The sequence below is a fragment of the Peribacillus sp. NPDC097197 genome, from assembly GCF_050278025.1.
Lineage (GTDB): Bacteria > Bacillota > Bacilli > Bacillales > DSM-1321 > Peribacillus.
Genome location: NZ_JBNNST010000005.1, coordinates 179,700 through 205,401 on the forward strand (window position 1 = coordinate 179,700; position 25,702 = coordinate 205,401).

Here is a 25,702-nt window from a genome sequence, read left to right on the forward strand (position 1 = left end):
TTTTTTGATTTTTTTTACTTTTTATATAAATACTGTATACTTTTTCGTGATCTAATCGTCTATTAGGAGTATAGAAAAAAAAGGGGGAGTTCGGTTGTTCAGAAAATTAAAGGGAATCGCTGCTTGTTTATTATTTTTAGGCCTATTTTTACATTCATATACAGTTCAAGCAAAAGCAGCGGACACGGACATGAAAATCTCGATTGAAACAGGGTTTGATGGATACATAACCCGGGCCAAGGCCATGCCGATGACCGTACATATCGAAAATAAGGGGGAGGCTTTCAGCGGTACGCTGATTTTTCAATTTCAGGCCGATTACGATTTCGGAGGGTCGCAAATTCTAAAAGTGGAATTGCCAAAGGAAAGCAAGAAAACCTATTCCGTTTCACTTCCAGGGTATACCGACGAAAATTATAATTATAATGGGACCGCACTGGCGAAGTCGATTTATCTCTATGAGGGAGATTGGAAGAATGGTAAAGAAGTAGACTATTCCGGCCCGAAGGTACTGGCACCTAAGTTCTTTGATGAAAGCGAGGACCTGATTGGAGTATTAAGTGAAAATTACGATCGTTTGACGGAATTGAGAGTCTTGCCATCCCTCCAAGCCAGGATGGTCGAGTTGGAAAAAGAAGATTTGCCTAAACAGTCAATTGGCTATGAAATGTTAGATTATTTAATCATTGATGAATTTGCAATTGCCGCTTTGGATGAGGCACAACAGAAAGCACTAAAGGGTTGGATCCGTTCTGGTGGTGTATTGATTTCCGGGTCATCACCAAGTGCCGCTCAATCATACGGGTCCCGGTATAACCTTTTACCGATGAAGATGGATAAAGGAATCAAGATGGATTCATCCTTTCTTACAGAAAAGAAAAAAGATCGACCATCCTTTGAACAATTGCCGGGCTTTACTGGTGAAGTGGAGAAAGGGACAGAAATCATTGCGAAGAGCGGGACATCACCGGCCGTTGTCAAAAAGCAATATGGAAACGGGATGATTGTCCAGACGGCCTTTTCGTTAGGAGATGAGCCACTTGCCTCTTGGAAAGGATACGGCACGTGGTTTGAAGCGATTTTAAAGAAGGTGGAGTTGAATGCGTTTTCCACTTCAAGTGAATTCATGGACGAAGCAAGATGGGAAATGAATGACCCCAATAGTTACTTTGATGATACGAATTTATCCGTGATTCAATTGGCATTGTTGCTGTTAGTCTACGTTGTGATCATTGTACCGATTTTATTTGTCATTCTGAGGAAAATGGATAAAAGGGAGCACGCTTGGTGGATCATTCCCTTGATTGCCTGCATTACGACGATTCTAACGTTTGCCGTCGGAGCGAAAGATCGTCTTGCCAAACCTCAACTCAATCAATTGGGAATCTATCAAATTGAGGATGACCAAATCATCGGCATCCAATCGAATGTCCTCCTGTCCAATAAAGGAGGCAATTACAACCTGACTTTCCCGAAAAATGAGTTAGTTGCGATGCCAATGACTCAGGAGGGATTAGGTGGAAGCGTGAAAAGAGCACCAATGCTTGAAGAGAAAGCTACCGATATGGAATTGACCTTTCCAAACGTCGAATATTGGTCTACCAGGTCCTTTATAGGAAAGGTTTATAAAGAAAATGCAGGTCAATTGAAAAATGACTTGACCGTTGAAAACAGGACCTTGACAGGTACGATTCAAAATGAGACACCTTATGACCTTAAGGAATTAATGATCCTGACCGGCAATGAACGAATCAATCTCGGAACGTTGAAGAAGGGGGCAGAGATCAAGGTAAATGAAGCGTTAAAGAGTGATTTCTTATTTAAACCGTATGGAACGACATCGTCTTCTTGGAATAATGGAACTATGGGAAAAAAAATCGATATTGAAAAAATGCGCAGGGATCAGCTTCTTTATCTGACGGAGGCGTATTTCGGAGGGGCCTCGACAAAATCCGAACCTGTCATCGGCGGTATAACCGACGATTCAATCGTAGACGTCAGACTATCTAAAAAACCGAAAGTAAATATAGATAATCTGATTTTCCAAACATTCAGTCCGAAAACAATTTTGGCTGGGGAAGTGACATTGTCAAAAGAAATGTTCGCGGGGTCTGTGAATGCCCTCCGGGGTTCAGTTGGCGAAGAAGAAGGATATGGTACGTATTGGTTTGAAAGGGGAGAATATGAATATATCAGTTCAGTTCCAAAGATCATGAAGGACGAAACATTCAAAGCGTCAGAAATGACGATTAAGTTCAGTAAACAAGATGTTAAGTATGAACTCTATAATTTTTCGACTGAAAAGTATGAATCGATACCTAAGGGAGAACGGGAAATTACTTTCAAAGGGACTAAGGATATATCATCCTATGTATCGAAACAAGGGAACATCCAGATAAAAGTCATGATAGATAATGATGATGACCCGAGTGTAAGGATGCCACAAATCACTGTGAAGGGAGTGGTGGAGAAATGATAGAAATTATACAGTTAACTAAACAATATGGCACGTTCACCGCATTGGATCACTTGGATTTGCAAATAGACAAAGGAACCGTGTTTGGTTTTGTCGGTCAAAATGGGGCAGGGAAATCCACGACTTTTTCCATTTTGGCTACCTTGCTTGCACCAACATCGGGAACGGCTTATATCAATGGCTACAATATATCGAAGGAACCTAAACAAGTCCGTAGCCAGATCGGTTATATGCCTGACTTTTTTGGTGTGTATGATCAATTGAAGGCTGAAGAGTACCTGGATTTTTACGGAGCAAGTTATGGTATACCCGTTTCGGAACGGAGTAAACTGATTCCACAACTGCTCGAGCTCGTAAATTTATCGGATAAAAAGGATTCCTATGTGGATCTTTTATCACGGGGAATGAAGCAACGGCTTTGTCTTGCAAGGAGTCTGATACACGACCCCGAAGTGCTTATTTTGGATGAACCCGCTTCCGGGCTTGACCCGAGGGCTCGTGTTGAAATGCGGGAGATTTTAAAGGAATTGAAACATATGGGTAAAACGATTTTGATATCATCGCATATTTTACCTGAACTTGCGGAAATGTGTGATGTGCTCGGCATCATCGATCAGGGTAAATTGAAAGCACAAGGGTCGGTCGCGGAAATCCAACATAAGCTGCAGGGCGAAAAGAGCCTGATTATTAAGGTTCATGAGGATATTGAGCGATCCATCGCTTTTCTAGAAGATAATCCGGATATTAGCCAGATCAATACGCATGTTGATGAAAAAACGATTCAGTTTCTATTCAAAGGAGATGCAGGGGCCCAACAACAGCTGCTGAAGTCCTGTATGTTGCAAGACTTGCCCATTGTCTCTTTTTCGGAAATAGAGACGGATCTGGAGGATGTGTTCATGGAAATCACGAAAGGGGTTGAACTGTCATGAAGAGCTGGCTGATGAATCCGGTTTTGAATAAAGAGTTTAAGCTACGCTTTCGCTCTTTTAAAAGTTTTTTAGGTGTATTATTCTATGTTCTTGCGATTGGTGCCATCGTTATCGGTATGATTTTCATTCAGTCTCTTAGTAGCATGGGCGGGCGCGTTGACCCGGATGCAAGCCGGAGTATGTTTATATTTCTATCCGTTATCCAACTGGCCTTGGTCTTGTTCATTACACCTGGACTGACGGCAGGCGTCATCTCGAGTGAGAGGGAGCGACAGACGTTAAATATTTTATTGACGACTTCCCAAAGCTCGACAGGCATCATTTTCGGGAAATTAATTTCATCCATTTCCTACTTGCTATTACTGGTTGTGGCCAGTTTACCGCTATATAGCATCGTCTTTTTATTCGGCGGAATTTCGCCGAATCAGCTTTTGATGGTGCTGGGCTTCAATGTCTTCACCGTCATCGTATATGGCAGTATCGGGGTGCTTTTTTCTACACTTGTGCGAAAAACCATTCCGGCGATGGTCACGACTTATGGAATCACATTGTTTTTAGTAGGTGGCACAGCTTTATTGACCCTACTATTCACTACCATGGCCGTGGGGAATCAGGTAAATGTGACCACACCAACGACTAACCCATTGCCTTACTTAGCGGCCATGCTAAATACCCCAATCGTATTAATCGGCTTTGTTGAACCGACTTACTCTGAGGAAATCCAGAAGTTATCGGGGATTGATTTTCCACTTTGGGCGTCTCATTTGATTTGTTACACACTTCTACTAATCGGGTCCGTTCTTCTAAGCGTTAAAAAGCTGCGCGTGGGAATGAAGACAAAACGATGAACAAGGATCTTACCCATGATGAACTCCAGTTTCTCAAGTTGATTAAACCCGTTAAGCGGCAACTTTTCATGCAGCATGTGATGAGGGAGGGGCAACTTTTACTCCTTGCCGTGTCTGCATGGACGACTTTACTATTTTTCATGGCACGTATAGTAGTCATACCCTTCGTTTTCCGTTATTTTTTCATTGGAATCATCTGTTTACTTGCTTTTTTTGTCTATAGAATCATTAAAGGAAAACCCGGTAATAAAACGGCTGCTTTGCTGTTTAACCAGTATGTTCCTGATGACCGTGTCGTGACGGGATTCGCTTTTTTAGGGGAGATTGGTGAGCTTAAGTCACTCCAGCTCAGGGATGCTATTCACCATATGAAAATCCATCAGGAGGAGGCCCTCAGAAGGAAGAAAGTATGGGTACATCCGAAATGGCTGACGCTAGCTCTTTGTTTAGCAATAGGAGGTTCCCTATTGGCAATTTTGCCAAATCAGAAAATGGATCAAGCCAGGCAGGCGGAAAAAGAAGTGAAGCTTGTCGAGGAGGTCAAAAAAGAGCTTGATGAAAAAGTGAAGGAAATAAAGGATCCTGATGTCAAAAAGACATTGAAAGATGTAAAAGAGAAAGTTGCGCTAGAAAAAGAGGCTGAGAAGGCCTTAGAGGCACTCGCCAAACAGTCAAGCGAGCTGCAATTAAAAGAAAAGAAGCAAAGAGAAAAGCAAGAGTCACTGGAAACCTGGAAGGATCAGTCAAAAAAAACCGGCCTTACGGAGCTGTCCAAGGCACTTGAACAAAAGGACATGCGACTGGTCGAAAAAGAACTGAAAGAACTAAATGAAAGATGGGATGAGCTGTCCAAGGAACAGAAGCAGGCCCTAGAGAGCTACACAGAGCAGGAGCTTCCATTAACGGAAGAACAATTGGATGCACTGATGCAGCAGTTGGAGGAAGCGATGGAATCGGGAGAACTTGCCAAGCAGTTAGCATCAGCCAATCAAGCTGTTCGTCAAGCGGGATCCCAACTTCAGAATAAAATGAGTCAAGATGGTATTCCTTCTTCTCAAACAGCTTTTTCTAACAGCGATGGAACACAAGGGAACCAACCCGCCAATCAGCCCCTAGGTCAGCCCTCCTCTACGCCTAATGGACAGCCCAACGCCAATTCTGGGAATAATCCCGGAAGCCAAAAAGGACAAGGACAGGGTCAAGGACAAGGACAAGGAGCAAGTGGAACCGGCGGAGGAAAAGGAGGCACGAAGGGGGGTGCTGGACAAGGGTCGAGGGAAATGCTGACGATTCCCGAAAAGACCGATGGAAAGCAGAATATGGAAACCGACAATGGGAAACTTGGTGAAGGGAGTGGCGAGCAGGAGGAGGCCGAGGGTCCAGTATTGAGGGGGAACTTGCGGAATTATGAGGAGGTCTATCAGCAGTATGAGGAATCTTATCGCAAAAGTACGGATCGCCTTAGGCTACCCTCTGATTTGAATGATATCGTCAAGAATTATTTTAATAATCTTGATCCGGAAAGGTAGTGGGAAAATGACGGAAAAAGAACAGCAGTTTAATGAAGCAGGGACTATGATTGAGAGAGTTAAGCAGGAAATTTCCCGTTTTATAGTTGGGCAGGAAGACGTGATCGATCAAGTTTTATGGAGCATTTTTGCAGGTGGCCACGTATTACTTGAAGGCTTGCCGGGACTTGGGAAGACGATGCTCGTTCGGACGATTTCGGAATGCCTGGATTTAGAGTTTTCTAGAATCCAGTTTACACCAGATCTGATGCCTTCCGATATTACGGGAACCATGTTATTGCAACCTGGAGAGGACGGAAGGCAGCAGTTTACCTTCCATGAGGGACCTCTTTTTTCTCATATCGTCTTAGCTGATGAAATCAATCGGGCTACGCCGAAGACACAGAGTTCGCTTTTAGAGGCAATGGGGGAGAGAACTGTAACAGTCATGGGGGAAACGAAACAGCTTGATCAGCCCTTCTTTGTGCTTGCAACCCAGAATCCAATCGATATGGAGGGGACGTATCCATTGCCCGAAGCCCAGATGGACCGGTTTATCTGTAAGATTCTTGTCCGTTATCCATCAAAGCAGGAATTAAAGCAGATTGCCCTTCGAACGACAGGCAGGGAAACCATTTCTATTGAAAAAGCTGCCTCCATCAAGGATGTTTTGTTACTGCAGCAACTAGTAAAGGAGGTCCTTATTTCAGAAGAGATGCTGGATTACGCGGTTTCGATTATTTCGAGTACTCATCCAAATGTGGAGGAATCGCCGGAACTTGTCCGGCAATACGTTCAATTCGGAAGCGGACCTCGTGGGTTGCAAAGTTTGATCAAAATGGCAAAGGCAAGGGCTTTATTTGCCGGGCGTTATCATGTTTCTGCCGGTGATTTGAAGCAAACGGCCTATCCTGTGCTGAGGCATCGGATTATACTCAACTTTGAAGCGGAAGCAAACGGGGTTCTCATCGATTCCATTATTTCTGAAGTCGTTGAGTCGGCGTATAAATTAGGAAAAGGAACACCGGTTTGATGGTAGCTTATGCTTTTTTAGAAAGGCTACAGAAAAAGAGATTGCTCGTGAAAACGAGGAAGCGTGGGATGCATAAAGGTTCGAGACGGTCGAGTGCGTTTGGTTCTTCGCTTGAGTTCTCCGATTTTCGGGCCTATCAACCGGGAGACGATGTCCGGCAAATCGATTGGAATGTATTTGGCCGAACCCAGAAGCATTATATAAAAAGGTTCCTCGATGAACAGGAGTTATCCGTTGCCGTTTACCTGGATATGTCTTCTTCGATGCGAGCTCTCCCGGGAAAATGGGAACAGGCGCGAAAGCTCGCCGCTTCATTGAGCTTTGTTGTCCTTGCAAGCGAAGACCGTCTGAATTTTGTTCCCGTCGGTAATCAAGGAGCCCATCCTATTCGACGTAAAGGAGCGGTTCACCGTAAAAGGGTTTTTCGAGAGATAGCTGGATTGGAAGATACGGAGAGAAGCGGGGAGTTTTATGAGCAACTTGGCAAAGTGATGGTGAGGAATCAGCAACTTGCGATTATCATCTCGGATGGTCTTGAGCCCATCGAAAAGGTGGAGGCGACTTTAAGAAAGCTACGCTCGGCAAGACAAGAAGTCTGGTTCATTCAACTGCTGGGGAAAGAGGAACTTCAACCTATGTATGATGGGGACCTGAAGTTTGTGGATAGTGAAATGGAAACAGCGGTCAATGTTAGCCTTAATCCGACCCTCATCGACAACTATCGAAGGCGTCTAGCACACCATAACGAGCAGCTTGAAGCTATCTGTGAAAGTCTTGGCAGCCGCTATATGCTCATATCTGCTGAAACGGATATACAAACGATTTTATTTCACGACTTTCCACGCCACGGGCTAATGAATTGAGGTGAAGATATGCATATTTCAAACCCACTCTTTTTTCTATTGACCATTTTTATCGGAGCCGTCATTCTGTTTTATTTTTTCCGGAAGCAATATGAGAAAACGACGATTTCGTCCAATTTATTATGGGAGCAGGTGCTGAATGAATGGCAGGCCTCTCCATGGCTTCATAAATTACAGCATAATCTCTTATTCTGGCTTCAACTTCTCGTACTTCTCCTCCTCATGTTCGCGTTGGTTCGACCCTTTTGGTTTCAAAAGGGCATTCCGGGCGACCACCTAATCCTAATTGTCGACACATCGGCTTCGATGAGTGCAAAAGAAGGGGATCTCACCCGGTTTGAAAAAGCCAAGCAAGAAGTGGGGGAAATGCTTCAAGCGGTGGATGATCAAGAAGTGACAATCATAGATGCCGGTCAAAAGCCTGTGATACTTGCCAATCACGAAACAAACCGGGCTGAGTTAAAAAAACAAATAAAAGAAATGGAGCTAAAATACAGTCATGAGCATGTTGATAAGGCATTGAAACTGGCAGACTCGCTAGCGGCTGGAAAAGAATCGGTCATTCATTTATACTCCGATGCGGTTGTGGAGGAGGACCTTAGGGGGTTATCGGAAGACATTCCCATTGGTGTACATAATTTCAGCAGCCTGACTGGCAATCTCTCCTTGCTTTCATTTGGCACGGCAAGCTCTGAAGGAGGCATTACTGGGGTGGCGGTCATTGAAAATCAAACGAAGCAGGATGAAACGGTGAAATTTCAAGTAACGAATGGAAAAGATGTTCTATTCACAAAAAGGATAATGGTGAAAGCAAGCAGCGAGAAAATAATTGATATACCGGTTCTGAAAGAAAAACCGTATTATACGGCCTCCATCATTGTGGATGATGACTATTCAGCGGACAATGAAATGACGGCCATCCAAACGGCCGTATATGAGAAAGTCTATGCAGTGGGGGATGTGAATCCATTTTTGATTAATGGGCTCGAAACGATTGGCCTTGATATCATCCAGCTTGACGATAAAGAAAAAGTCGAAATGGATGGAATCGTGATTGCCGAAGGAGTGGACTTAGAGGAACTTGGATCGTACCCGCTTCTCTTTATCAATGCCACTGAAAAAGGTAAACAAAAACTGACAGGTCAACCAAAGGGAACGGGTGACCCACTCATGGACTACGTACAAATGGACAAAGTGTATATTGAATCGGCATCCCCTCCGATCAGCAAGCAATGGCATCATGTTACTACAAGTGAGGGTATACCGCTCATTCAAAAAGGTACGCACCAAGGACAGCCGATCATTGCCCTGAACTTCTCCGTTGCGGACAGCGATTGGCCGTTACAACCTGGATTTCCTATATTTTTATATAATTCCTATCAATGGCTGACCCAACAGTCGAACTTTCTAGGTTACTATCAGCCTGGTGAAGAAAAGTGGTTGAATCTTGGAACGGAAACGGGAAAATTGGCTATATTTACAGAGTCCGGAACGAATCTCTTTTCCATTGATTTGCAAAAGGAGGGCTTTCGAGCGCCAAATAAGCCCGGTATATACGAAGCAATGGCGGGAGAACAGGCATTTTACTTTTCGGTTTTATTGGACGAAAGGGAAAAAAGAGTCGATTCAGCTCCGTCGTTCAAGATGAATATGAAATCATCAGAGTTGAAAGAAGGGGGAAGCGATACAAAACAGGATATCTTATGGTACTGGCTGGCTTGTATGGCCCTTCTGCTACTAATGGCCGAATGGGAGGTATATCGACGTGGGCATTGATGTTACTTATCCCCTGGTTTTTTTATTGCTGCTTCCCTGTGCAGCGCTTATTTATATGTATGTGATAAAATCACATAATCAAACGAAGCATGTAGAGACGGTCGTTGTGGCCATATTGCGGTCATGTATTTTTTTTCTCATTGTATTGGCACTGAGCGTTCCGCAATTGCTACAACCTATCAAGGGATCGATGGTTGTTTTTTTAGTCGATCGTTCTGCAAGTGTCAAAGACTCTGACACAAAGTCGCTGGCTTGGATTGAGAAAAGTGTTGAAACCATGGGTAGAGACGACTCCTTTGCGGTGGCAGCCTTTGGGGGCAGTGCCGTTGCTGAGCAGGCGTTGTCGACAAAACATACACCCATAAGCCAATTTAGCGGTGAAGTGGAAGAAGAGGCAAGTCAATTGGATTCAGGCATTCAATTTGCTTCCTCGCTCATTCCGAGCTATTCAAGTGGGAGAATCGTCCTTTTTTCGGATGGCAATGAAACGTCGGGAAGCAGTGTGGAGGAGGCCAAACTACTTGCAAATAAAAATATTGGGCTCGACATCGTGCCACTAATCGAATCGATTGGCGAAGATGTCGCCCTGAAGAATGTAACGATTCCCCCATCTATCTATCAAGGCGAAAAAACGGAGATTTCATTGGAGGTCTTTAGCAATACAGCGAAAAAAGCGACTGTCCGCATTTCACTGAATGATCAGGAAATCATCAAAAAGGCAGTGAGTGTAAAAGAAGGGACTAATTTATTCTCTGTTTCTCATACAGCCGAGAAAACTGGACTACAAGTATATAAGGCCGAAATCATCGCTGAAAATGATACATTTGCGGAAAATAACCAATTGCAGGCAATCACGAATGTAAAAGGCACACCAAAAGTATTGATTGTCGAAGGTGAGTCAACAGGACGGCTTGAAAATATTTTGAACGGCAGCGGGCTAATTGTCGAATCGACGATACCGGAAAAACTGCCGACCACTTTATCCGGCTTTTTACAATACCAATCGATTGTGTTTAATAATGTTCCTGCCACCTCAGTCTCGGAAATTCAAATGAAAATGATAGAGCGGTCCGTTAAGGATTTCGGTAATGGGTTCGTGATGACCGGCGGAGAAAATAGTTTCGGGCTCGGCGGGTATTTCAAGACACCAATTGAGAGATTACTTCCAGTAGATATGGACATCAAAGGAAAAAAAGAGATGCCATCTCTTGGACTGATGATTGTTCTCGACCGATCAGGCAGTATGGATGGAAACAAGCTATCATTGGCAAAGGAAGCGGCTGCCCGCTCTGTTGAACTTTTGCGTGAAAAGGATACGTTTGGATTCATTGCCTTCGATGACCGACCATGGGAAATCATCGAAGCAGCCCCACTTAAGGATAAGGAAAAAGTCGTGGAGAAGATTCGTACACTGTCTTCAGGTGGCGGTACTGAAATCTTCAGCTCGCTTGAAATGGCCTATGATAAGTTAAGGGATGAAAGGTTGCAGCGGAAGCACATTATTTTGTTGACCGATGGACAGTCAAACGCTTCAAGTAATTATGAAGACTTGATTGAAGAAGGAAAGGAAGAGAACATAACCCTCTCTACCGTTTCAATTGGAAATGATGCCGATAAGAACCTACTTGAGGACTTGGCCGACTTTGGTGCGGGGCGCTATTACGATGTCACGGATGCTTCCGTTATTCCGAGCATTTTATCGAGGGAAACCGTCATGGCGAGCCGCACTTACATTGAGGATACCCCATTTTATCCATCTATCAAGGACAATCCGGAATGGAACGGATTGTTTAAGGATGGCGTACCTAAGATGAATGCCTACATCGCGACAACTGCAAAGCAGCGTGCATTACAGTCGCTGAACAGTGAAAAAGAGGATCCCGTCCTTGCCGAGTGGCAATATGGAATAGGAACGACGGCAGCTTTCACTTCGGACATTAGTGGGAAATGGTCGGGCGATTGGCCTGCTTGGGGAAAGTGGGGGACATTTCTCAATCAATTGATCACAAACACGCTGCCCAAGTTCGAAAGTGAGCCGTATATGCTCACACAGGATAATGGTGGGGAGGAAACGGTCATCAACCTTGAATCGTCCACACAAAATCACCTTCCTGTATCGGCAAATGTAGTGTCTGAAAAAGGTGAGGAAGTAGACGTCAATACGAAGCTCATCGCGCCGGGAAAATACGAAGTCATCATGCCTAAGCAATCAGGGATGTATTTTCTCAGCATAAAACAAGATACCAAGGGTGGAAGTACGAATCTATATCAAACAGGTTTCACCGTGCCCTATTCAGAGGAATACCTGCAACAAGGCCTAAACAAAGCGCTTATTAAGGAATTATTGGCTGTTTCGGGTGGTCAGGAGTTGAAGGATGAATCTGAGGCATTCCGGCCATTGCAAAATACGTCAAGGCAAGAACAAAGTATTAGTTCTTGGCTACTTTTATCGGCATTCTTGCTTTTATTTTGCGAAATTGCGGTCCGAAGGTTTGGTTGGCACAGAGTTTCGCGTATCTATTCGGGAAGTCGCGAAAAATCAGAAACCACTTCATCTAGGCAAAACGAAAGAGTCGCAAAACTGAAAAAGGTAAACCAAAAAGTTGGTAAGGACGAAGCATTAAAGAAGCAGCCTGTAGAAATCGAGCAAAAAAAGGAGCAGGTAAAAGCAGTGCCAGCTCGCCACCACAAGAAGGAACCTGTAAATAAATTATCGGAATCGGAACGCGAAGAGCAGATGAAGCGCCTGATTGAAGCGAGAAAACGAAAAAAATGATGATTTTTATCTTGTGGTAAGGAGTTTAGCTTGACATGAAATAATCGACACTATACAATATAAACTTGTAAAGGGTTTTCACTTAACAGCAGGGAGGCTTGCTAACATGCTTGAAAAGACAACGCGGATTAATTATTTGTATGACTTTTACCAATCGTTGTTAACGGAAAAGCAGCAGAGCTATATGGCCCTCTACTATCTGGATGATTACTCTCTTGGAGAGATTGCCAATGAATACGAAGTCAGTAGGCAGGCAGTCTATGATAATATAAAAAGAACAGAAGCAATGCTCGAAGAATATGAAGCGAAGCTATTGTTATTTCAAAAATTTCAAGAGCGTAACCAATGGATTGCGAATGTGAAGGATCTTTTAGAGAAGGAATCCTTTTCTAAAGAAAAGTTGCTTGACGCAATTACAGCGCTTGAGAAGTTAGATTAGGAGGCGGCAATATGGCATTTGAAGGATTGGCCGACCGACTGCAGAACACGATGCAAAAAATCCGTGGAAAAGGGAAGGTCAACGAAGCAGACGTTAAAGAAATGATGCGTGAAGTTCGTTTGGCCCTGCTTGAAGCGGATGTTAACTTTAAAGTCGTGAAGGAATTTGTGAAGCGTGTAAGTGAGCGTTCGGTAGGTCAGGAAGTGCTAAAAAGCTTAACCCCCGGTCAACAGGTAATTAAAGTAGTTAAGGAAGAATTGACTCAGCTGATGGGCGGCGAACAGAGTAAGATTGCCGTTGCCTCCAAACCACCGACTGTCATTATGATGGTAGGTCTTCAAGGGGCAGGTAAAACGACGACTACCGGAAAGCTGGCAAATCTTCTTAGAAAAAAATACAACCGTAAGCCATTGCTGGTTGCGGCTGATATTTACCGTCCGGCGGCGATTAAGCAGCTTGAAACACTTGGCAAACAATTAAGCATGCCTGTTTTTTCCCTAGGTGATCAGGTCAGTCCTGTAGAAATTGCGAAACAGGCGATTGAAAAGGCGAAGGAAGAACATCATGATTATGTGTTGATTGATACCGCAGGTCGCCTCCATGTTGATGAAAATCTGATGGGCGAACTGAAAGATATCAAGGAATTGACCAAACCGGATGAAATCTTCCTAGTTGTCGATGCGATGACAGGTCAGGATGCTGTCAATGTGGCTCAAAGTTTCAATGAACAGCTCGGTCTAACTGGAGTCGTATTAACGAAGCTAGATGGGGATACTCGTGGTGGTGCGGCACTTTCTATTCGTTCCGTTACGGACACGCCGATTAAATTTGTCGGTATGGGCGAAAAATTGGATGCACTTGAAGCATTCCATCCAGAAAGGATGGCTTCAAGAATCCTTGGTATGGGCGATGTATTGACCCTTATCGAAAAAGCACAAGCCAATGTTGATGAAGAAAAAGCGAAAGAATTAGAGAAAAAGATGCGTACCGCTACTTTTACCTTTGATGATTTCCTTGAACAGCTTGGTCAAGTGCGCAATATGGGACCGCTTGATGATATTTTGAAGATGATTCCTGGTGCGAATAAAATGAAAGGGATGGATAACCTTCAGATCGATGAGAAACAGATTGGTCATGTTGAGGCTATCATCCGTTCAATGACGACGCAAGAGAAAGAACATCCAGAAACCATGAATGCATCCCGCAAGAAACGGATTGCCAAAGGGAGCGGAAGATCGATCCAAGAAGTGAACCGTCTACTGAAGCAATTTGAAGAAATGAAAAAGATGATGAAACAAGTTACAAGCATGCAAAAAGGAAAGAAAAAGGGATTTAAATTCCCGTTCATGTAAGTTTTTTTCATGGGAAATGAGCATAAAAATAGGCTGAAACCGCCTATTTAAACACTTTTTTCACCTGTTAAGAAAAAAACCTTTACAAACATACAAGACATTTGATATTATACTATCTTGTGTGAAACTATTCGGAGGTGCTTATTTAAAATGGCAGTAAAAATTCGCTTAAAACGTATGGGAGCAAAAAAATCTCCTTTCTATCGTATTGTAGTTGCAGATTCTCGTTCACCACGTGACGGACGTTACATCGAAGTAGTGGGAACTTATAACCCGGTGACTCAACCAGCTAAAGTTGACATCAATGAAGAGCTTGCTCTTAAATGGTTACAAGATGGAGCTAAACCATCTGATACAGTTCGCAACTTATTCTCAACTCAAGGCATCATGGAAAAATTCCATGTTGCAAAAAACAGCAAGTAATCGACGCTAGTTGATGAAATCTTTAATTGAAACGATTGTTTCAGCACTTGTGGATCATCCGGAAGAGGTTATTGTAACTTCGAAGGAAGAAGCCGACCGGGTTGTTTATGTCCTCTCCGTTCATAAAGAAGACATGGGCAAGGTCATCGGTAAACAAGGGCGTGTTGCTAAGGCGATTCGAACTGTGGTATATGCAGCAGGATCTTCACAGCAGAAGAAAATCTATTTGGAGATTTCCGAATAAGGAGGGCTAATCCCCTCCTTTTTTTGTACTTCAAGAAAAGTTCAATCCCGGGTCTACTTACAATTTCATGGATTCGGGGTCTAATTTTCATTCTTTTGAGACACATCTTTCACCGTTTTACGTTATACTTAAGAGAATGACCCTCATTTTTTCAAAAGATTACCCTATCATACATATTTTTTGAACGAAATAAGAAATCATAGATAATAGGAGGCGCTGGAATGAAAATTCTCCAAAACGTAATCGTTAACCAAGTATTAACGGAATCCAGCAAGAATCAGCTCCTCGATAAGTACAAATCAAAACGACTACAACTTCAAAAAGAAAGTGAACAGCTTCGTTTTGAACTGAAAAAACTTGAAAAGACCCGTAACCTTCAGCCCGCCAGCCTTCGTTCTCATTTTGAAAAAGAAATTAACCAAAGGCAGGAAAAAATCAAACTGCTTGAATTTCAAATGGAACAGTTGGAAATCCTTCCTATTGGAAGCGAACTGAAGGAACGGGAAGTCCAAAGCATTATTGATGTAGAAATCGGGGCAGATTGGGACGATCTTATGACAACGAAGACAATTGTCATTAAAGATGGAATTGTCTCGGAAATTCGTTAGAGGTGAAAGAATGGAAAACTGGTTTAATGTAGGTAAAATCGTCAATACGCACGGTCTTCTAGGAGAAGTCCGTGTTATTTCATCAACAGATTTCCCGGAGAAGCGGTACAAAGTTGGCAATACGCTGTATTTGTTCAGGGAAACAGAGAAAAAACCATTGCCGCTTACAATCAGGTCACACCGGACTCATAAAAACTTTAATCTATTGACGTTTGAAAACTATTATAACGTCGGTCAGGTAGAAGCTTTCCGTAACGGGATTTTGAGAATAAAGGAATCACAGCTTGGCAAACTGGATGAGGGGGAATTTTTCTTCCACGAGATCATCGGCTGTAAGGTCTTCACGGATGAAGAAGAGGAAATAGGAGAAATCGTAGAGGTATTGACTCCAGGTGCCAATGATGTTTGGGTCATTAAAAGGACGGCAGGTAAGGATGTTCTAATACCGTATATCGATCAGATTGTAAAAGAGGTCGACATCTCGGAGAAAAAGGTTATCATCACGCCGATGGAAGGACTATTGGACTGATGAAAATCGATGTACTTTCTCTTTTTCCAGAAATGTTCGAAGGAGTGCTTGGTTCCTCTATGTTAAAAAAGGCGGCAGAAAAGCAGGCTGTCAGCTATCGAGTGACCAATTTCCGCGATTACGCAGATAATAAACATTCAACTGTTGATGATTACCCATATGGCGGTGGGGCAGGCATGGTGTTGAAGGCACAGCCCATTTTTGATGCTGTAGAAGCGATCAAAGGCCAAGGTGACCTAAAACCTAGGGTGGTACTCCTTTGCCCGCAGGGGGAGCGCTACACGCAGAAAAAAGCAGAGGAACTTGCAAAGGAAGAACATCTCATTTTCGTATGCGGCCATTATGAAGGATATGATGAGCGTATCAGGGAGCATATCGTCACAGATGAGATATCAATAGGCGACTATGTACTTACAGGTGGAGAATTGGGGGCCATGGTCATTATAGATAGTGTTGTCCGCTTGTTGCCGGGTGTTCTTGGAAATGTTGATTCCCCGATTCTTGATTCCTATTCTTCTGGTTTATTAGAGCACCCTCATTACACTAGACCTGCAGATTTCCGGGGCATGAAAGTCCCGGATCCACTCATATCCGGAAATCATAAAAAAATAGATGAGTGGCGGATGAAAGAATCATTACGGAGAACATGGCAGAGACGACCTGATTTGCTTGAAAGCTATGAACTTTCCGATCTTGAGAAAAAATTGCTGTCAGAGATTCAAAAAGAAGAATGATCGCTATTGCATCAATGCATATAGTATGGTAGGATAGACCTTGTGACTTGGGCAAAAGTCCGGTCTTATATCGATGTTCCGCTGCAAAACAATTCAGTATTTGCAAGAGCGTCCAGGAGGAGTTGGAATTCATGCAAAATCTTATTAACGAAATTACAAAAGAACAACTTCGCACAGATCTTCCATCATTCAGACCTGGTGACACAGTACGTGTACACGTTAAGGTTATTGAAGGAACTCGCGAACGTATTCAGTTGTTTGAAGGCGTTGTAATCAAACGTCGTGGCGGCGGAGTTAGTGAAACTTTCACAGTACGTAAGATTTCTTACGGCGTTGGAGTAGAACGTGCTTTCCCTGTTCACACACCAAAAATTGCGAAATTAGAAGTTATCCGTCACGGTAAAGTCCGTCGTGCGAAACTTTATTACCTACGCGAACTTCGTGGTAAAAAAGCACGTATTAAAGAAATTCGTCGTTAATTCTTCGAATCTCTCTATGCGGGTTTACCATGATCCACATAAGGTGCGAAACCAAATCGTATACAAAAAAAGGAGCCTGTTTTACAGGCTCCTTTTTTTATCGATTAAACCATCCGGAAAAGAAGTGAGAGGGTCCTAAACCTGCTCGCTATAGCGTCCGTAACATGTTAAAATGATTAGATGATATGCTTTTCTAAAAGGGTGGTAAGGATGGCGAAAAAGAAAAATGAATTGTGGGAATGGATAAAGGCAGCCCTAATTGCGGTCATTTTAGTAACGCTTATTCGTTATTTCCTTTTGGCCCCAATCTATGTGGACGGCTTTTCCATGATGCCGACTTTGAAGGATACAGACCGTATGCTCGTTAATAAATTCTCTTATTCAGTGGGTGAACCAAAAAGATTCGACATCATCGTCTTTAAAGCGCCGGAAGGCAAGGATTACGTTAAACGGGTCATAGGTCTTCCTGGTGAAAAGGTGGAATATAAAGATGATATACTTTATGTGGATGGAAAAGAATATGGCGAACCATATTTGGATGAATATAAAAAGCAATTGATTGATGGTGGACCATTGACCGAGCCTTTTACATTAAGTGATATCATTGAACAAGAAACGGTGCCTGAAGGACATTTATTTGTTTTGGGAGATAATCGTCGCTTCAGCAAGGACAGCCGCCATATCGGGGTTGTTTCGTACCGGGAAGTGTTAGGCAAAACTAAATTAGTTTACTGGCCAATCAAAGACTTTCGATTGGTGGAATAGTAGAAAGGTGGATTCCATTGACAATACAGTGGTTCCCTGGCCATATGGCCAAAGCGAGACGGGAAGTAACAGAAAAATTAAAACTGGTGGACATCATATTTGAACTTGTGGATGCACGTATCCCGGCATCTTCACGGAATCCGATGATAGATGAGATTATCCAGCATAAACCAAGGCTTATCTTGTTGAATAAAGCCGATATGGCTGATCCGGTAAAAACCAATCAGTGGCTTGATTATTATAAATCACAAGGTAAAACGGCAATTGCCATTAACTCACAGGCGGGAAATGGTCTGCATCAGATTACGACGACTTCTAAAATGCTCTTGAAAGAGAAGTATGATCGGATGGAGTCAAGAGGAATCAAGCCGCGTGCGATTCGTGCGATGATTGTCGGGATTCCGAATGTCGGGAAATCGACGCTGATCAATCGGCTTGCTAGGAAGAACATTGCCAAAACGGGCAACACGCCTGGCGTGACGAAGGCCCAGCAATGGATAAAGTTCGGTAAGGAACTCGAACTTTTAGATACTCCGGGGATTCTGTGGCCTAAATTCGAGGATCAGGAAGTCGGTTTAAGACTGGCCTTGACAGGAGCAATCAAGGATACAATTTTAAACTTGCACGAAGTCTCTCTCTATGGTCTTCGGTTCTTGGAAAAAGAATATCCAGATCGGTTGAAATCACGATATAATCTTGATGTCATCCCACAAGAAACGCTGGAACTTTTCGATGCAGTTGGGAAGTTCAGAGGATGTATAGCCTCTGGAGGGTATATCGATTACGATAAGACCGCAGAACTGGTCGTTCGTGAGATCCGTTCTGAAAAGATGGGCCCGCTCACATTCGAGCTACCGCCTAAAGAGGATCAAGAAAACACGCCCGACTAACCTCTGTCTGGGCCAAGCTGTACAAGAGAATAAACACGGAGCGGGACTTTAGGCATCGAAGGTTGTTTTAACCTAAATGATGTCTCTTTTCCGCTCCGTATTTTTGATGGAACTATAGGAATGTAACATTTCTGCCGATACTTATAATGATGGGTGATAAAAATGAAAACAGCCATGAATATTAACGAAATTTCTTCAAGATTAAAATCCATAAGTAATCCGGAAGATCCTTTTTTGCAAGAATGCCGGGAGGATGCTCGCAAGGGAGTCGCCGATTTAATCGGCAAATGGAACAAATCCTACGAAAAAGCTCAACAAATCAGGGATACCTTCTTAAAAATGTCAGAGTTTGAGCGAGAGCTGCGCCAACAAGGGTTTTCGGTTCTTGCCGGTATAGATGAAGTAGGAAGAGGGCCCTTGGCTGGTCCGGTAGTGACAAGTGCGGTTATTTTACCAGAGACTTTCTATTTGCCTGGGCTAAATGATTCGAAAAAAATTTCCGAGTCCAAAAGGGAACAATTTTATGAGGCGATTCATAAAGAGGCTATATCAATTGGGATAGGCATTGTACATAGCGAAGAAATCGACGAAATCAATATCTATCAGGCTACGAAAAAGGCCATGATGGCAGCGGTGAACAATCTTTCGGAATTGCCGGATCATTTATTGATTGATGCAATGGAACTGGATATGCCCATTCCTCAGCTCTCGCTAATAAAAGGAGATGCTAGAAGTATTACCATATCTGCGGCTTCAATCGTCGCTAAAGTGACACGTGACAGGATGATGAAGGAATATGGGGTAAAGTACCCGGAGTATGGATTTGAAAAGCATATGGGCTATGGTACGAGCCAACACCTCGAAGCTCTCGATAAGCATGGGCTTACACCATGGCACAGAAGAAGTTTCGCACCTGTAAAGGAAATTGCGGCAAGGAAATAAGGATTAAAGGAGGATGAGGGGATGCAATCAATAACAAATGGTCAGTCTGTTTCTACACCCGTTGAGATACAAGGAAGCACGAATCTAAAGAGTGGGCAAATTCTTTTCGGAAAAGTGAATAAGATCTTTCCGAACCAAACGGCTGAAGTGCAGATTAATCAACAAAAAATGATTGCGCACCTGGACGTCCCGCTACAGGTTGGGGAAAGATATTGGCTTCAAGTGCAGCCAAATGAGGGACAGGTGGTTTTGAAAGTACTTGATTCCCCGAATGTGAACCTCTCGAATACAAAAGAAGCAGCGGCACAGCTACTTGTTTACCTTGGTGTTAAGTCGGAACCAGAGTCTGCAAAGCTTGCCGAGTTTTTACTGAGAAATCAATTCCCCATCACCAAAGATTTCTTCTCATCAGCATTGCAATGGGTTAAAGCGGCAAGTACAACTGAATCGGGACTTTCTGTTATTAAAACGATGTTTACGCAGCAGCTACCTTTTGTTAAGGATGTATTTTTTGCATTGGCCGAACTAGCAAAAGGTGAACCTTTTCATAAGTTACTAAGTGGTCTGCAACAACAATTACAGGAAAGCGGATCTGACACAAAGACGGTGGTGCAGCTAAAAGCCGTATTGGAGTCCCTACATATTACTAAACAAGATCAATTGCAACAAACTGGTTTGCACAGACTTATTGCAACTTGGCTTGATTCCAAGTCGACACCAGATATGAAATCAGGAGCCTTTTCCTTGCTTCAAAAGACTGGTTTCATTCCAAGTGGGATAACTGAAACGGAATTACTGAGAAGAATAGTTGCTGAATCGGTGCGGGCGCCGGAACCCATGAAGACCCCAACGGCTAATAAACTACAGCAAGGACTGCAAGCACTAGCAAATGGAACGCTTGGACAAGGGAATATGGAATCTAACCTTATTAAACTATGGGGGAGTTCGGATATAGGAGCGACGAAATCTTCAGATGTAAAAGATGTAATACCGTATAAAAGCATTGCAACCGATGAAAGGTCTGGACTTAATCTAAACCTGCTTGAACGTGCTTTTGGGAAAGGCTCCTCGGCAAGGGAACCAGGGACTATCCCTATGATTCAACGGAATGGAATCCAAAGCGGAAATGAAGGGCCGGAGTTAATCTCAGAATCATTAAAGAGCTCTAAGGCTGATACCCAATGGCAGGGGATGCAACAGACGGTCCGGCAAATTCCAATGTTTACAAAAGAAGCCCTTAATCTTACTTCACATTTACTTGAACGTGCTTTTTCCGAGGTGTCTGCCAATCGTAAAATCACCCCGGTCGATCTAGAAGTCGATGAATTATTGAGTCAAATAAATAAGGATGTAGGGCAAGTTGGTGAGTCGAAGGGGAAAGTGGGGGATCTTCTACTTCAGGCTTTCAAGCAGGTTCCAGAAACTTCCTCTGCTGCTACCAATCCCGAGAAACTAGTGCTGAGCCATTTAATAGATGAAGGTTTTCAACCAAATGATTTTACAAATGGGACAGCTGTAGCCCAACAACTGAAAGAATGGACCAAAATGCTTGGGCTTCAACTGGAGCATGTTCTTGCTAATCTATCGGGAGGCGAATCGGAAGCGCTATCAGAGGAGTTAGAAACTCTCAAGCCTTTACTCCTAAAATTGTTGAATGAGCAGCATCCACCAGCAATTAAAGACATGGCTGAACAAATAGTGAATCGGCTCACTGCTCAGCAGGTTCTTTCACAGGATAACGGACCCATGCAAAATTTATTGCTCACCCTTCCTCTCAACTTAGGTTCGTCCCAAACGGATTTAACGTTGCAATGGAGTGGAAGGAAAACAAAGGATGGAAAGATCGATCCTGATTACTGTCGTATCCTGTTTTATTTAGAGTTAGAGAACCTTAACGAAACCATCATTGACATGCAAATCCAAAACCGCGTCATCAACGTGACTATCATCAACGAGCAGAATCAAACAATTGAAACTGTGGCGAGTAATTATCTGGACGTGTTGAAGGATAATTTGCGATTGATGGATTACAAGTTATCAGGAGTTTTATTTCAGGACCCAACACGCACAAGAAATACGGGTGTGAGGCAGACTACTGTTCCTTTTTCAGAGACAGGAACTTATAGTGGGGTGGACATTCGGATATGAAACAGGAAAAACGGAAAGAAGCGATTGCCTTAAAGTATGATGCAAAGTCATCGCAGGCACCTGTCGTGTTGGCTAAGGGAAAAGGCAAGACGGCAGAGAATATCCTGGCAAAGGCAGGGGAACTGAATATTCCTGTACAGAAGGACGAAACGTTAACGGAACTTTTGGGTCAGCTTGATATTAATCAAACGATACCGGAAGAATTATATGGAGCTGTTGCCGAAGTATTCGCTTTTGTTTATAAGGTGGACCGGAATGCTAAAAGTTAAAACCCTAATTTTATTCGGCAGGTTAAAAAAATGGTCGGATTGTGAAGGAAACCATAAAAAGTACTGAAAAAAATCATTATATTAAAAACATAGTAAACTAATGATAAAAGGATGAAGCAGAAGCTTCGTGCTTTTATTTTTTTTGTCCAAAAAAATAAATAAGGGTGCAAATCTTATAAAAGTGAAGCAAATAAATTCCTAAAAATGGCTTTAAATAAGGTGTTTAATTAAAAAAGTCTGTAGGTGTAAAATGATCATCCTGAAAATGAGCCTATGAATGAATAATGTATTTTCTTCCATATAATAGAAGGTTAATTAGGTATATTGTAATAATTATTTTTCATAGTCGATAAAGAAAATTATGCATGAAAGAGAATTTTGTTGTAATATGGTAGAGAAAACACGCACCAAATTTAAGTTTTGTTTTTTAGTAGATAAGGAGGATGGGAAATGAATATCCATGAGTATCAGGGGAAAGAGATTTTGAGACAATACGGGGTATCTGTTCCAAATGGCCGAGTTGCCTTTACTGTTGATGAAGCAGTTGAAGCGGCGAAGGAGTTAGGTACAGAGGTTGTTGTCGTCAAAGCTCAAATCCATGCGGGTGGCCGCGGAAAAGCCGGCGGAGTTAAGGTTGCGAAGAATCTTGATGAAGCGCGTACATATGCAGAAGAGATTCTTGGTAAAACGTTGGTGACCCATCAAACAGGGCCTGCAGGTAAAGAAGTGAAGCGTTTACTTATCGAGGAAGGCTGCGATATCACCAAGGAATATTACATTGGTCTGGTCTTGGACCGTGCAACGAACAGTGTAGTATTGATGGCCTCCGAAGAAGGCGGAACGGAAATCGAAGAAGTGGCTGAGAAAACTCCCGAGAAAATCTTCAAGGAAGTAATTGACCCTGTGGTCGGTTTAACGGGTTTCCAGGCACGTAGAATCGCTTTTAATATTAATATTCCAGCTCCATTAATAAATAAAGCATCTAAATTGATGATCAACTTATATACAGCATTCGTAGAAAAAGATTGTTCGATTGCCGAAATCAATCCGTTAGTCGTGACGGGGGATGGCAATGTAATGGCCTTGGATGCTAAATTGAATTTTGATGACAATGCAATATACCGTCAGAAAGATATTTCAGTGTACCGTGATTTGGATGAAGAAGATGCTAAAGAAATTGAAGCATCAAAACATGGTCTTAGTTACATATCGCTTGACGGAAATATTGGCTGTATGGTTAATGGCGCCGGGCTTGCAATGGCAACAATGGACATCATTAAACACTATATGGGCGACCCAGCCAATTTCCTTGACGTCGGGGGCGGCGCTACAGAGGAAAAGGTGAAAGAGGCCTTCAAGATCATCCTGTCCGATGAAAAAGTAAAGGGCATCTTTGTCAATATCTTCGGAGGAATCATGAAATGTGACATCATCGCGACAGGCGTCGTAGCTGCTGCAAAAGAGCTAGGCCTGGATGTTCCACTCGTTGTTCGCTTAGAAGGAACGAATGTTGATTTAGGGAAAAGTATTTTGAAAGATTCTGGTCTAAATATCACCGCTGCTGAATCCATGGCAGACGGAGCGCAAAAAATAGTATCACTTGTAGGATAATAGGCAGGGGGGAACATAATGAGCGTTTATATTAATAAAGATACGAAAGTGATCGTTCAGGGAATCACTGGCTCAACAGCATTATTTCATACAAAACAGATGTTAGAATACGGTACGAAAATCGTTGCAGGGGTCACTCCGGGTAAAGGTGGAACAGAAGCGGAAGGGGTACCTGTATATAATACAGTTTCCGAAGCTGTCACTGAAACAGGGGCGAATGCATCGGTTATCTATGTACCAGCTCCATTTGCAGCAGATGCAATTCTAGAAGCGGTTGACGCGGAGATTGATCTCGTCATCTGTATTACCGAGCATATTCCAGTCCTTGATATGGTTAAGGTCAAGCGGTATATGGAAGGCAAAAAAACACGCTTAATTGGACCTAACTGTCCGGGTGTGATTACCCCGGAAGAATGCAAAATCGGGATAATGCCTGGCTATATCCACAAAAAAGGCCATATTGGCGTGGTTTCTCGCTCTGGTACTCTGACTTATGAAGCCGTACATCAATTATCACAAGAAGGTATTGGGCAATCATCAGCTGTCGGCATTGGTGGGGACCCTGTTAATGGGACTGATTTCATTGATGTGCTTAAAGCGTTCAATGAAGATCCAGAAACCCATGCGGTAATCATGATAGGGGAAATCGGTGGCACAGCAGAAGAAGAAGCGGCCATTTGGGTTAAGGAAAATATGACGAAACCGGTTGTTGGATTCATTGGAGGACGTACGGCTCCAGCTGGAAAACGTATGGGACATGCTGGTGCAATTATTTCAGGAGGAAAAGGAACAGCCGATGAAAAAATCCGCGTCATGAATGAATGTGGAATTAAAGTTGCTGAAACACCATCGGTCATGGGAGAAACCTTGATATCCGTCTTAAAAGAAAAAGGCATGTACGAACCTTGTAAAACGCATTAATAAGAGATGGGCCGACCTGATATTGGTCGGCCTTTATTTCACTTCTATAGTATGTACCTTCGAAAGCATCCATGACTTCGTTTGACAAACCATACGACCATCCCCTGTTTTTGAATAATCCTCAAAGGAGTGTTTCCAAATTGAACAGAAATGATAAGCTAATCCACCTTCATCATTGTCGTGGTGCAGGCTGGAAAACGATAAAAGTGATCTTGGCTGCAGACCCATCCCTCACCACCCTCTTTACAAAAACGTATGCTGAATGGAAAGAAATTCTCTCCATCCCGAACGACAAACTCCAACTCTTTCTCGCAGACTTGCATTCTTACAATACGATTGAAAAACTGAAACAATATGAAAATAATCAAATCCACTGTATGACGATTTTTGATGAAGACTATCCATATCTATTAAGACAAATTTTCGATCCCCCCTGGGTGCTTTATTTAAAAGGCAATAAACAGCTTTTAGCTAAGAAGAATACCATAGGTGTCGTTGGTACACGGAATCCAACCTCGTACGGGTTAGAGGCCTTAAAAACGATTTTAACGCCACTCGTAAAGAGAAAATTCGTGATTATTAGTGGAGTGGCAGTTGGAATTGACGCGATTGCCCATAAAATCACGTTGAACGAAGGTGGACATACGATAGGGGTTTTAGGAGGGGGATTAATGCACATTTATCCGAAAATCAATATTCCACTCGCAAGGGTGATCATCGATAAGGGATTGCTTCTTTCGGAAACCCCTCCGACTAGGAGATCGGAACCTTGGATGTTCCCTCTCCGCAATAGAATCATCAGTGGTTTATCGCAGGGGATTTTCGTGGTAGAGGCAAAGCAGAGAAGTGGTTCGCTTATCACAGCGCAGGCTGCACTTGACCAGGGAAGGGACGTATTTGCACTTCCTGGTAATATAACTAGTCTTGAATCAATGGGGACTAATCAATTAATTCAAGAGGGAGCTAAATTAGTTTTGACAGCTGAACAGATTGAGGAGGAATATTAAAACAATATAATATAGAAGATATACGGTGAAACCTCCAATTTTTGTCGAAAAAGGTGCTTTTTTAGGTGAATAGAATAAAATATTAGACAAAAAGGTTGAAAAAATTGTAAAACTGTTATAAGTTTTGCA

The 25,702-nt window shown here is 42.9% G+C and carries 24 protein-coding genes; all 24 read left to right on the forward strand.

The window, feature by feature from the left end; genetic code table 11:
• Positions 1-94 precede the first annotated feature (94 nt).
• The 24 genes from ACQKL6_RS09125 to dprA all read left to right on the forward strand — a co-directional run bounded on the left by ACQKL6_RS09125 (position 95) and on the right by dprA (position 25,573).
• Complete coding sequence (locus tag ACQKL6_RS09125) at positions 95-2,476, forward strand: hypothetical protein (protein WP_427650978.1); 2,382 nt, start codon at positions 95-97, stop codon at positions 2,474-2,476.
• Complete coding sequence (locus ACQKL6_RS09130; RefSeq protein WP_402868272.1) at positions 2,473-3,408, forward strand: ABC transporter ATP-binding protein; 936 nt, start codon at positions 2,473-2,475, stop codon at positions 3,406-3,408. The genes ACQKL6_RS09125 and ACQKL6_RS09130 overlap by 4 nt, the downstream gene beginning before the upstream one ends.
• Entirely contained in the window at positions 3,405-4,256 is an 852-nt protein-coding gene (locus tag ACQKL6_RS09135) for an ABC transporter permease (RefSeq protein ID WP_402868274.1), read from the forward strand. The genes ACQKL6_RS09130 and ACQKL6_RS09135 overlap by 4 nt, the downstream gene beginning before the upstream one ends.
• Positions 4,253-5,785: a hypothetical protein gene (locus tag ACQKL6_RS09140; protein WP_427650979.1), complete on the forward strand. Its 1,533-nt coding sequence runs from the start codon at positions 4,253-4,255 to the stop codon at positions 5,783-5,785. Before ACQKL6_RS09135 ends, ACQKL6_RS09140 begins: the two co-directional genes overlap by 4 nt.
• A 7-nt stretch (positions 5,786-5,792) precedes the next feature.
• Positions 5,793-6,797 carry an AAA family ATPase gene (locus ACQKL6_RS09145; RefSeq protein WP_427650980.1) on the forward strand — a complete coding sequence of 335 codons (1,005 nt, stop codon included), beginning with the start codon at positions 5,793-5,795 and terminating at the stop codon, positions 6,795-6,797.
• A gap of 68 nt (positions 6,798-6,865) precedes the next feature.
• Positions 6,866-7,660, forward strand: a complete 795-nt coding sequence (locus ACQKL6_RS09150; RefSeq protein ID WP_402868279.1) for a DUF58 domain-containing protein — start codon at positions 6,866-6,868, stop codon at positions 7,658-7,660.
• Positions 7,661-7,669: 9 nt separating this feature from the next.
• On the forward strand, positions 7,670-9,436 hold the full coding sequence (locus ACQKL6_RS09155) for a vWA domain-containing protein (protein ID WP_427650981.1): 1,767 nt from the start codon (positions 7,670-7,672) through the stop codon (positions 9,434-9,436).
• The gene (locus ACQKL6_RS09160; protein ID WP_427650982.1) at positions 9,426-12,212 is read left to right on the forward strand and encodes a VWA domain-containing protein; all 2,787 of its coding nucleotides are present in this window, start codon (positions 9,426-9,428) and stop codon (positions 12,210-12,212) included. The genes ACQKL6_RS09155 and ACQKL6_RS09160 overlap by 11 nt, the downstream gene beginning before the upstream one ends.
• A 106-nt stretch (positions 12,213-12,318) precedes the next feature.
• Positions 12,319-12,651: a putative DNA-binding protein gene (locus ACQKL6_RS09165; protein ID WP_402868284.1), complete on the forward strand. Its 333-nt coding sequence runs from the start codon at positions 12,319-12,321 to the stop codon at positions 12,649-12,651.
• A gap of 11 nt (positions 12,652-12,662) precedes the next feature.
• Positions 12,663-14,003, forward strand: a complete 1,341-nt coding sequence (gene ffh, locus ACQKL6_RS09170) for a signal recognition particle protein (RefSeq protein WP_402868286.1) — start codon at positions 12,663-12,665, stop codon at positions 14,001-14,003.
• 150 nt (positions 14,004-14,153) lie between these two features.
• The gene (rpsP, locus tag ACQKL6_RS09175; protein ID WP_053345299.1) at positions 14,154-14,426 is read left to right on the forward strand and encodes a 30S ribosomal protein S16; all 273 of its coding nucleotides are present in this window, start codon (positions 14,154-14,156) and stop codon (positions 14,424-14,426) included.
• Between the two features lie 13 nt (positions 14,427-14,439).
• Positions 14,440-14,670 (forward strand): KH domain-containing protein, encoded by a 231-nt coding sequence (locus ACQKL6_RS09180; protein WP_402868288.1) that lies wholly within the window; start codon positions 14,440-14,442, stop codon positions 14,668-14,670.
• Between the two features lie 221 nt (positions 14,671-14,891).
• Entirely contained in the window at positions 14,892-15,278 is a 387-nt protein-coding gene (locus ACQKL6_RS09185; RefSeq protein WP_402956278.1) for a YlqD family protein, read from the forward strand.
• A gap of 10 nt (positions 15,279-15,288) precedes the next feature.
• Entirely contained in the window at positions 15,289-15,807 is a 519-nt protein-coding gene (gene rimM / locus ACQKL6_RS09190; RefSeq protein WP_402868292.1) for a ribosome maturation factor RimM, read from the forward strand.
• On the forward strand, positions 15,807-16,541 hold the full coding sequence (gene trmD / locus ACQKL6_RS09195; protein WP_402868294.1) for a tRNA (guanosine(37)-N1)-methyltransferase TrmD: 735 nt from the start codon (positions 15,807-15,809) through the stop codon (positions 16,539-16,541). Before rimM ends, trmD begins: the two co-directional genes overlap by 1 nt.
• 131 nt (positions 16,542-16,672) lie before the next feature.
• Positions 16,673-17,020: a 50S ribosomal protein L19 gene (gene rplS, locus ACQKL6_RS09200; protein ID WP_402868296.1), complete on the forward strand. Its 348-nt coding sequence runs from the start codon at positions 16,673-16,675 to the stop codon at positions 17,018-17,020.
• A gap of 210 nt (positions 17,021-17,230) precedes the next feature.
• Positions 17,231-17,785 carry a signal peptidase I gene (gene lepB / locus ACQKL6_RS09205; RefSeq protein ID WP_402987868.1) on the forward strand — a complete coding sequence of 185 codons (555 nt, stop codon included), beginning with the start codon at positions 17,231-17,233 and terminating at the stop codon, positions 17,783-17,785.
• A gap of 17 nt (positions 17,786-17,802) precedes the next feature.
• The gene (ylqF, locus tag ACQKL6_RS09210) at positions 17,803-18,675 is read left to right on the forward strand and encodes a ribosome biogenesis GTPase YlqF (RefSeq protein WP_402868300.1); all 873 of its coding nucleotides are present in this window, start codon (positions 17,803-17,805) and stop codon (positions 18,673-18,675) included.
• A gap of 174 nt (positions 18,676-18,849) precedes the next feature.
• Positions 18,850-19,617, forward strand: coding sequence for a ribonuclease HII (locus ACQKL6_RS09215; RefSeq protein ID WP_402868303.1), 768 nt, complete (start codon positions 18,850-18,852; stop codon positions 19,615-19,617).
• A gap of 21 nt (positions 19,618-19,638) precedes the next feature.
• The gene (locus tag ACQKL6_RS09220) at positions 19,639-21,765 is read left to right on the forward strand and encodes a hypothetical protein (protein WP_427650983.1); all 2,127 of its coding nucleotides are present in this window, start codon (positions 19,639-19,641) and stop codon (positions 21,763-21,765) included.
• Positions 21,762-22,034, forward strand: coding sequence for an EscU/YscU/HrcU family type III secretion system export apparatus switch protein (locus ACQKL6_RS09225; RefSeq protein ID WP_403123188.1), 273 nt, complete (start codon positions 21,762-21,764; stop codon positions 22,032-22,034). The genes ACQKL6_RS09220 and ACQKL6_RS09225 overlap by 4 nt, the downstream gene beginning before the upstream one ends.
• 450 nt (positions 22,035-22,484) lie before the next feature.
• Positions 22,485-23,645 carry an ADP-forming succinate--CoA ligase subunit beta gene (gene sucC / locus ACQKL6_RS09230; RefSeq protein ID WP_427650984.1) on the forward strand — a complete coding sequence of 387 codons (1,161 nt, stop codon included), beginning with the start codon at positions 22,485-22,487 and terminating at the stop codon, positions 23,643-23,645.
• Between the two features lie 18 nt (positions 23,646-23,663).
• Positions 23,664-24,566, forward strand: a complete 903-nt coding sequence (gene sucD, locus ACQKL6_RS09235) for a succinate--CoA ligase subunit alpha (RefSeq protein ID WP_402868308.1) — start codon at positions 23,664-23,666, stop codon at positions 24,564-24,566.
• A gap of 140 nt (positions 24,567-24,706) precedes the next feature.
• Positions 24,707-25,573 carry a DNA-processing protein DprA gene (gene dprA, locus ACQKL6_RS09240; protein ID WP_427591098.1) on the forward strand — a complete coding sequence of 289 codons (867 nt, stop codon included), beginning with the start codon at positions 24,707-24,709 and terminating at the stop codon, positions 25,571-25,573.
• Positions 25,574-25,702: the final 129 nt, after the last annotated feature.

Coding starts and splice junctions, on each gene's coding strand:
- ACQKL6_RS09130 (WP_402868272.1), top strand. CDS start 2,473: ATGATAGAAATTATACAGTTAACTAAACAATATGGCACGTTCACCGCA.
- ACQKL6_RS09135 (WP_402868274.1), top strand. CDS start 3,405: ATGAAGAGCTGGCTGATGAATCCGGTTTTGAATAAAGAGTTTAAGCTA.
- ACQKL6_RS09140 (WP_427650979.1), top strand. CDS start 4,253: ATGAACAAGGATCTTACCCATGATGAACTCCAGTTTCTCAAGTTGATT.
- ACQKL6_RS09145 (WP_427650980.1), top strand. CDS start 5,793: ATGACGGAAAAAGAACAGCAGTTTAATGAAGCAGGGACTATGATTGAG.
- ACQKL6_RS09150 (WP_402868279.1), top strand. CDS start 6,866: ATGCATAAAGGTTCGAGACGGTCGAGTGCGTTTGGTTCTTCGCTTGAG.
- ACQKL6_RS09155 (WP_427650981.1), top strand. CDS start 7,670: ATGCATATTTCAAACCCACTCTTTTTTCTATTGACCATTTTTATCGGA.
- ACQKL6_RS09165 (WP_402868284.1), top strand. CDS start 12,319: ATGCTTGAAAAGACAACGCGGATTAATTATTTGTATGACTTTTACCAA.
- ffh (WP_402868286.1), top strand. CDS start 12,663: ATGGCATTTGAAGGATTGGCCGACCGACTGCAGAACACGATGCAAAAA.
- rpsP (WP_053345299.1), top strand. CDS start 14,154: ATGGCAGTAAAAATTCGCTTAAAACGTATGGGAGCAAAAAAATCTCCT.
- ACQKL6_RS09180 (WP_402868288.1), top strand. CDS start 14,440: ATGAAATCTTTAATTGAAACGATTGTTTCAGCACTTGTGGATCATCCG.
- ACQKL6_RS09185 (WP_402956278.1), top strand. CDS start 14,892: ATGAAAATTCTCCAAAACGTAATCGTTAACCAAGTATTAACGGAATCC.
- rimM (WP_402868292.1), top strand. CDS start 15,289: ATGGAAAACTGGTTTAATGTAGGTAAAATCGTCAATACGCACGGTCTT.
- trmD (WP_402868294.1), top strand. CDS start 15,807: ATGAAAATCGATGTACTTTCTCTTTTTCCAGAAATGTTCGAAGGAGTG.
- rplS (WP_402868296.1), top strand. CDS start 16,673: ATGCAAAATCTTATTAACGAAATTACAAAAGAACAACTTCGCACAGAT.
- lepB (WP_402987868.1), top strand. CDS start 17,231: ATGGCGAAAAAGAAAAATGAATTGTGGGAATGGATAAAGGCAGCCCTA.
- ACQKL6_RS09215 (WP_402868303.1), top strand. CDS start 18,850: ATGAATATTAACGAAATTTCTTCAAGATTAAAATCCATAAGTAATCCG.
- ACQKL6_RS09220 (WP_427650983.1), top strand. CDS start 19,639: ATGCAATCAATAACAAATGGTCAGTCTGTTTCTACACCCGTTGAGATA.
- ACQKL6_RS09225 (WP_403123188.1), top strand. CDS start 21,762: ATGAAACAGGAAAAACGGAAAGAAGCGATTGCCTTAAAGTATGATGCA.
- sucC (WP_427650984.1), top strand. CDS start 22,485: ATGAATATCCATGAGTATCAGGGGAAAGAGATTTTGAGACAATACGGG.
- sucD (WP_402868308.1), top strand. CDS start 23,664: ATGAGCGTTTATATTAATAAAGATACGAAAGTGATCGTTCAGGGAATC.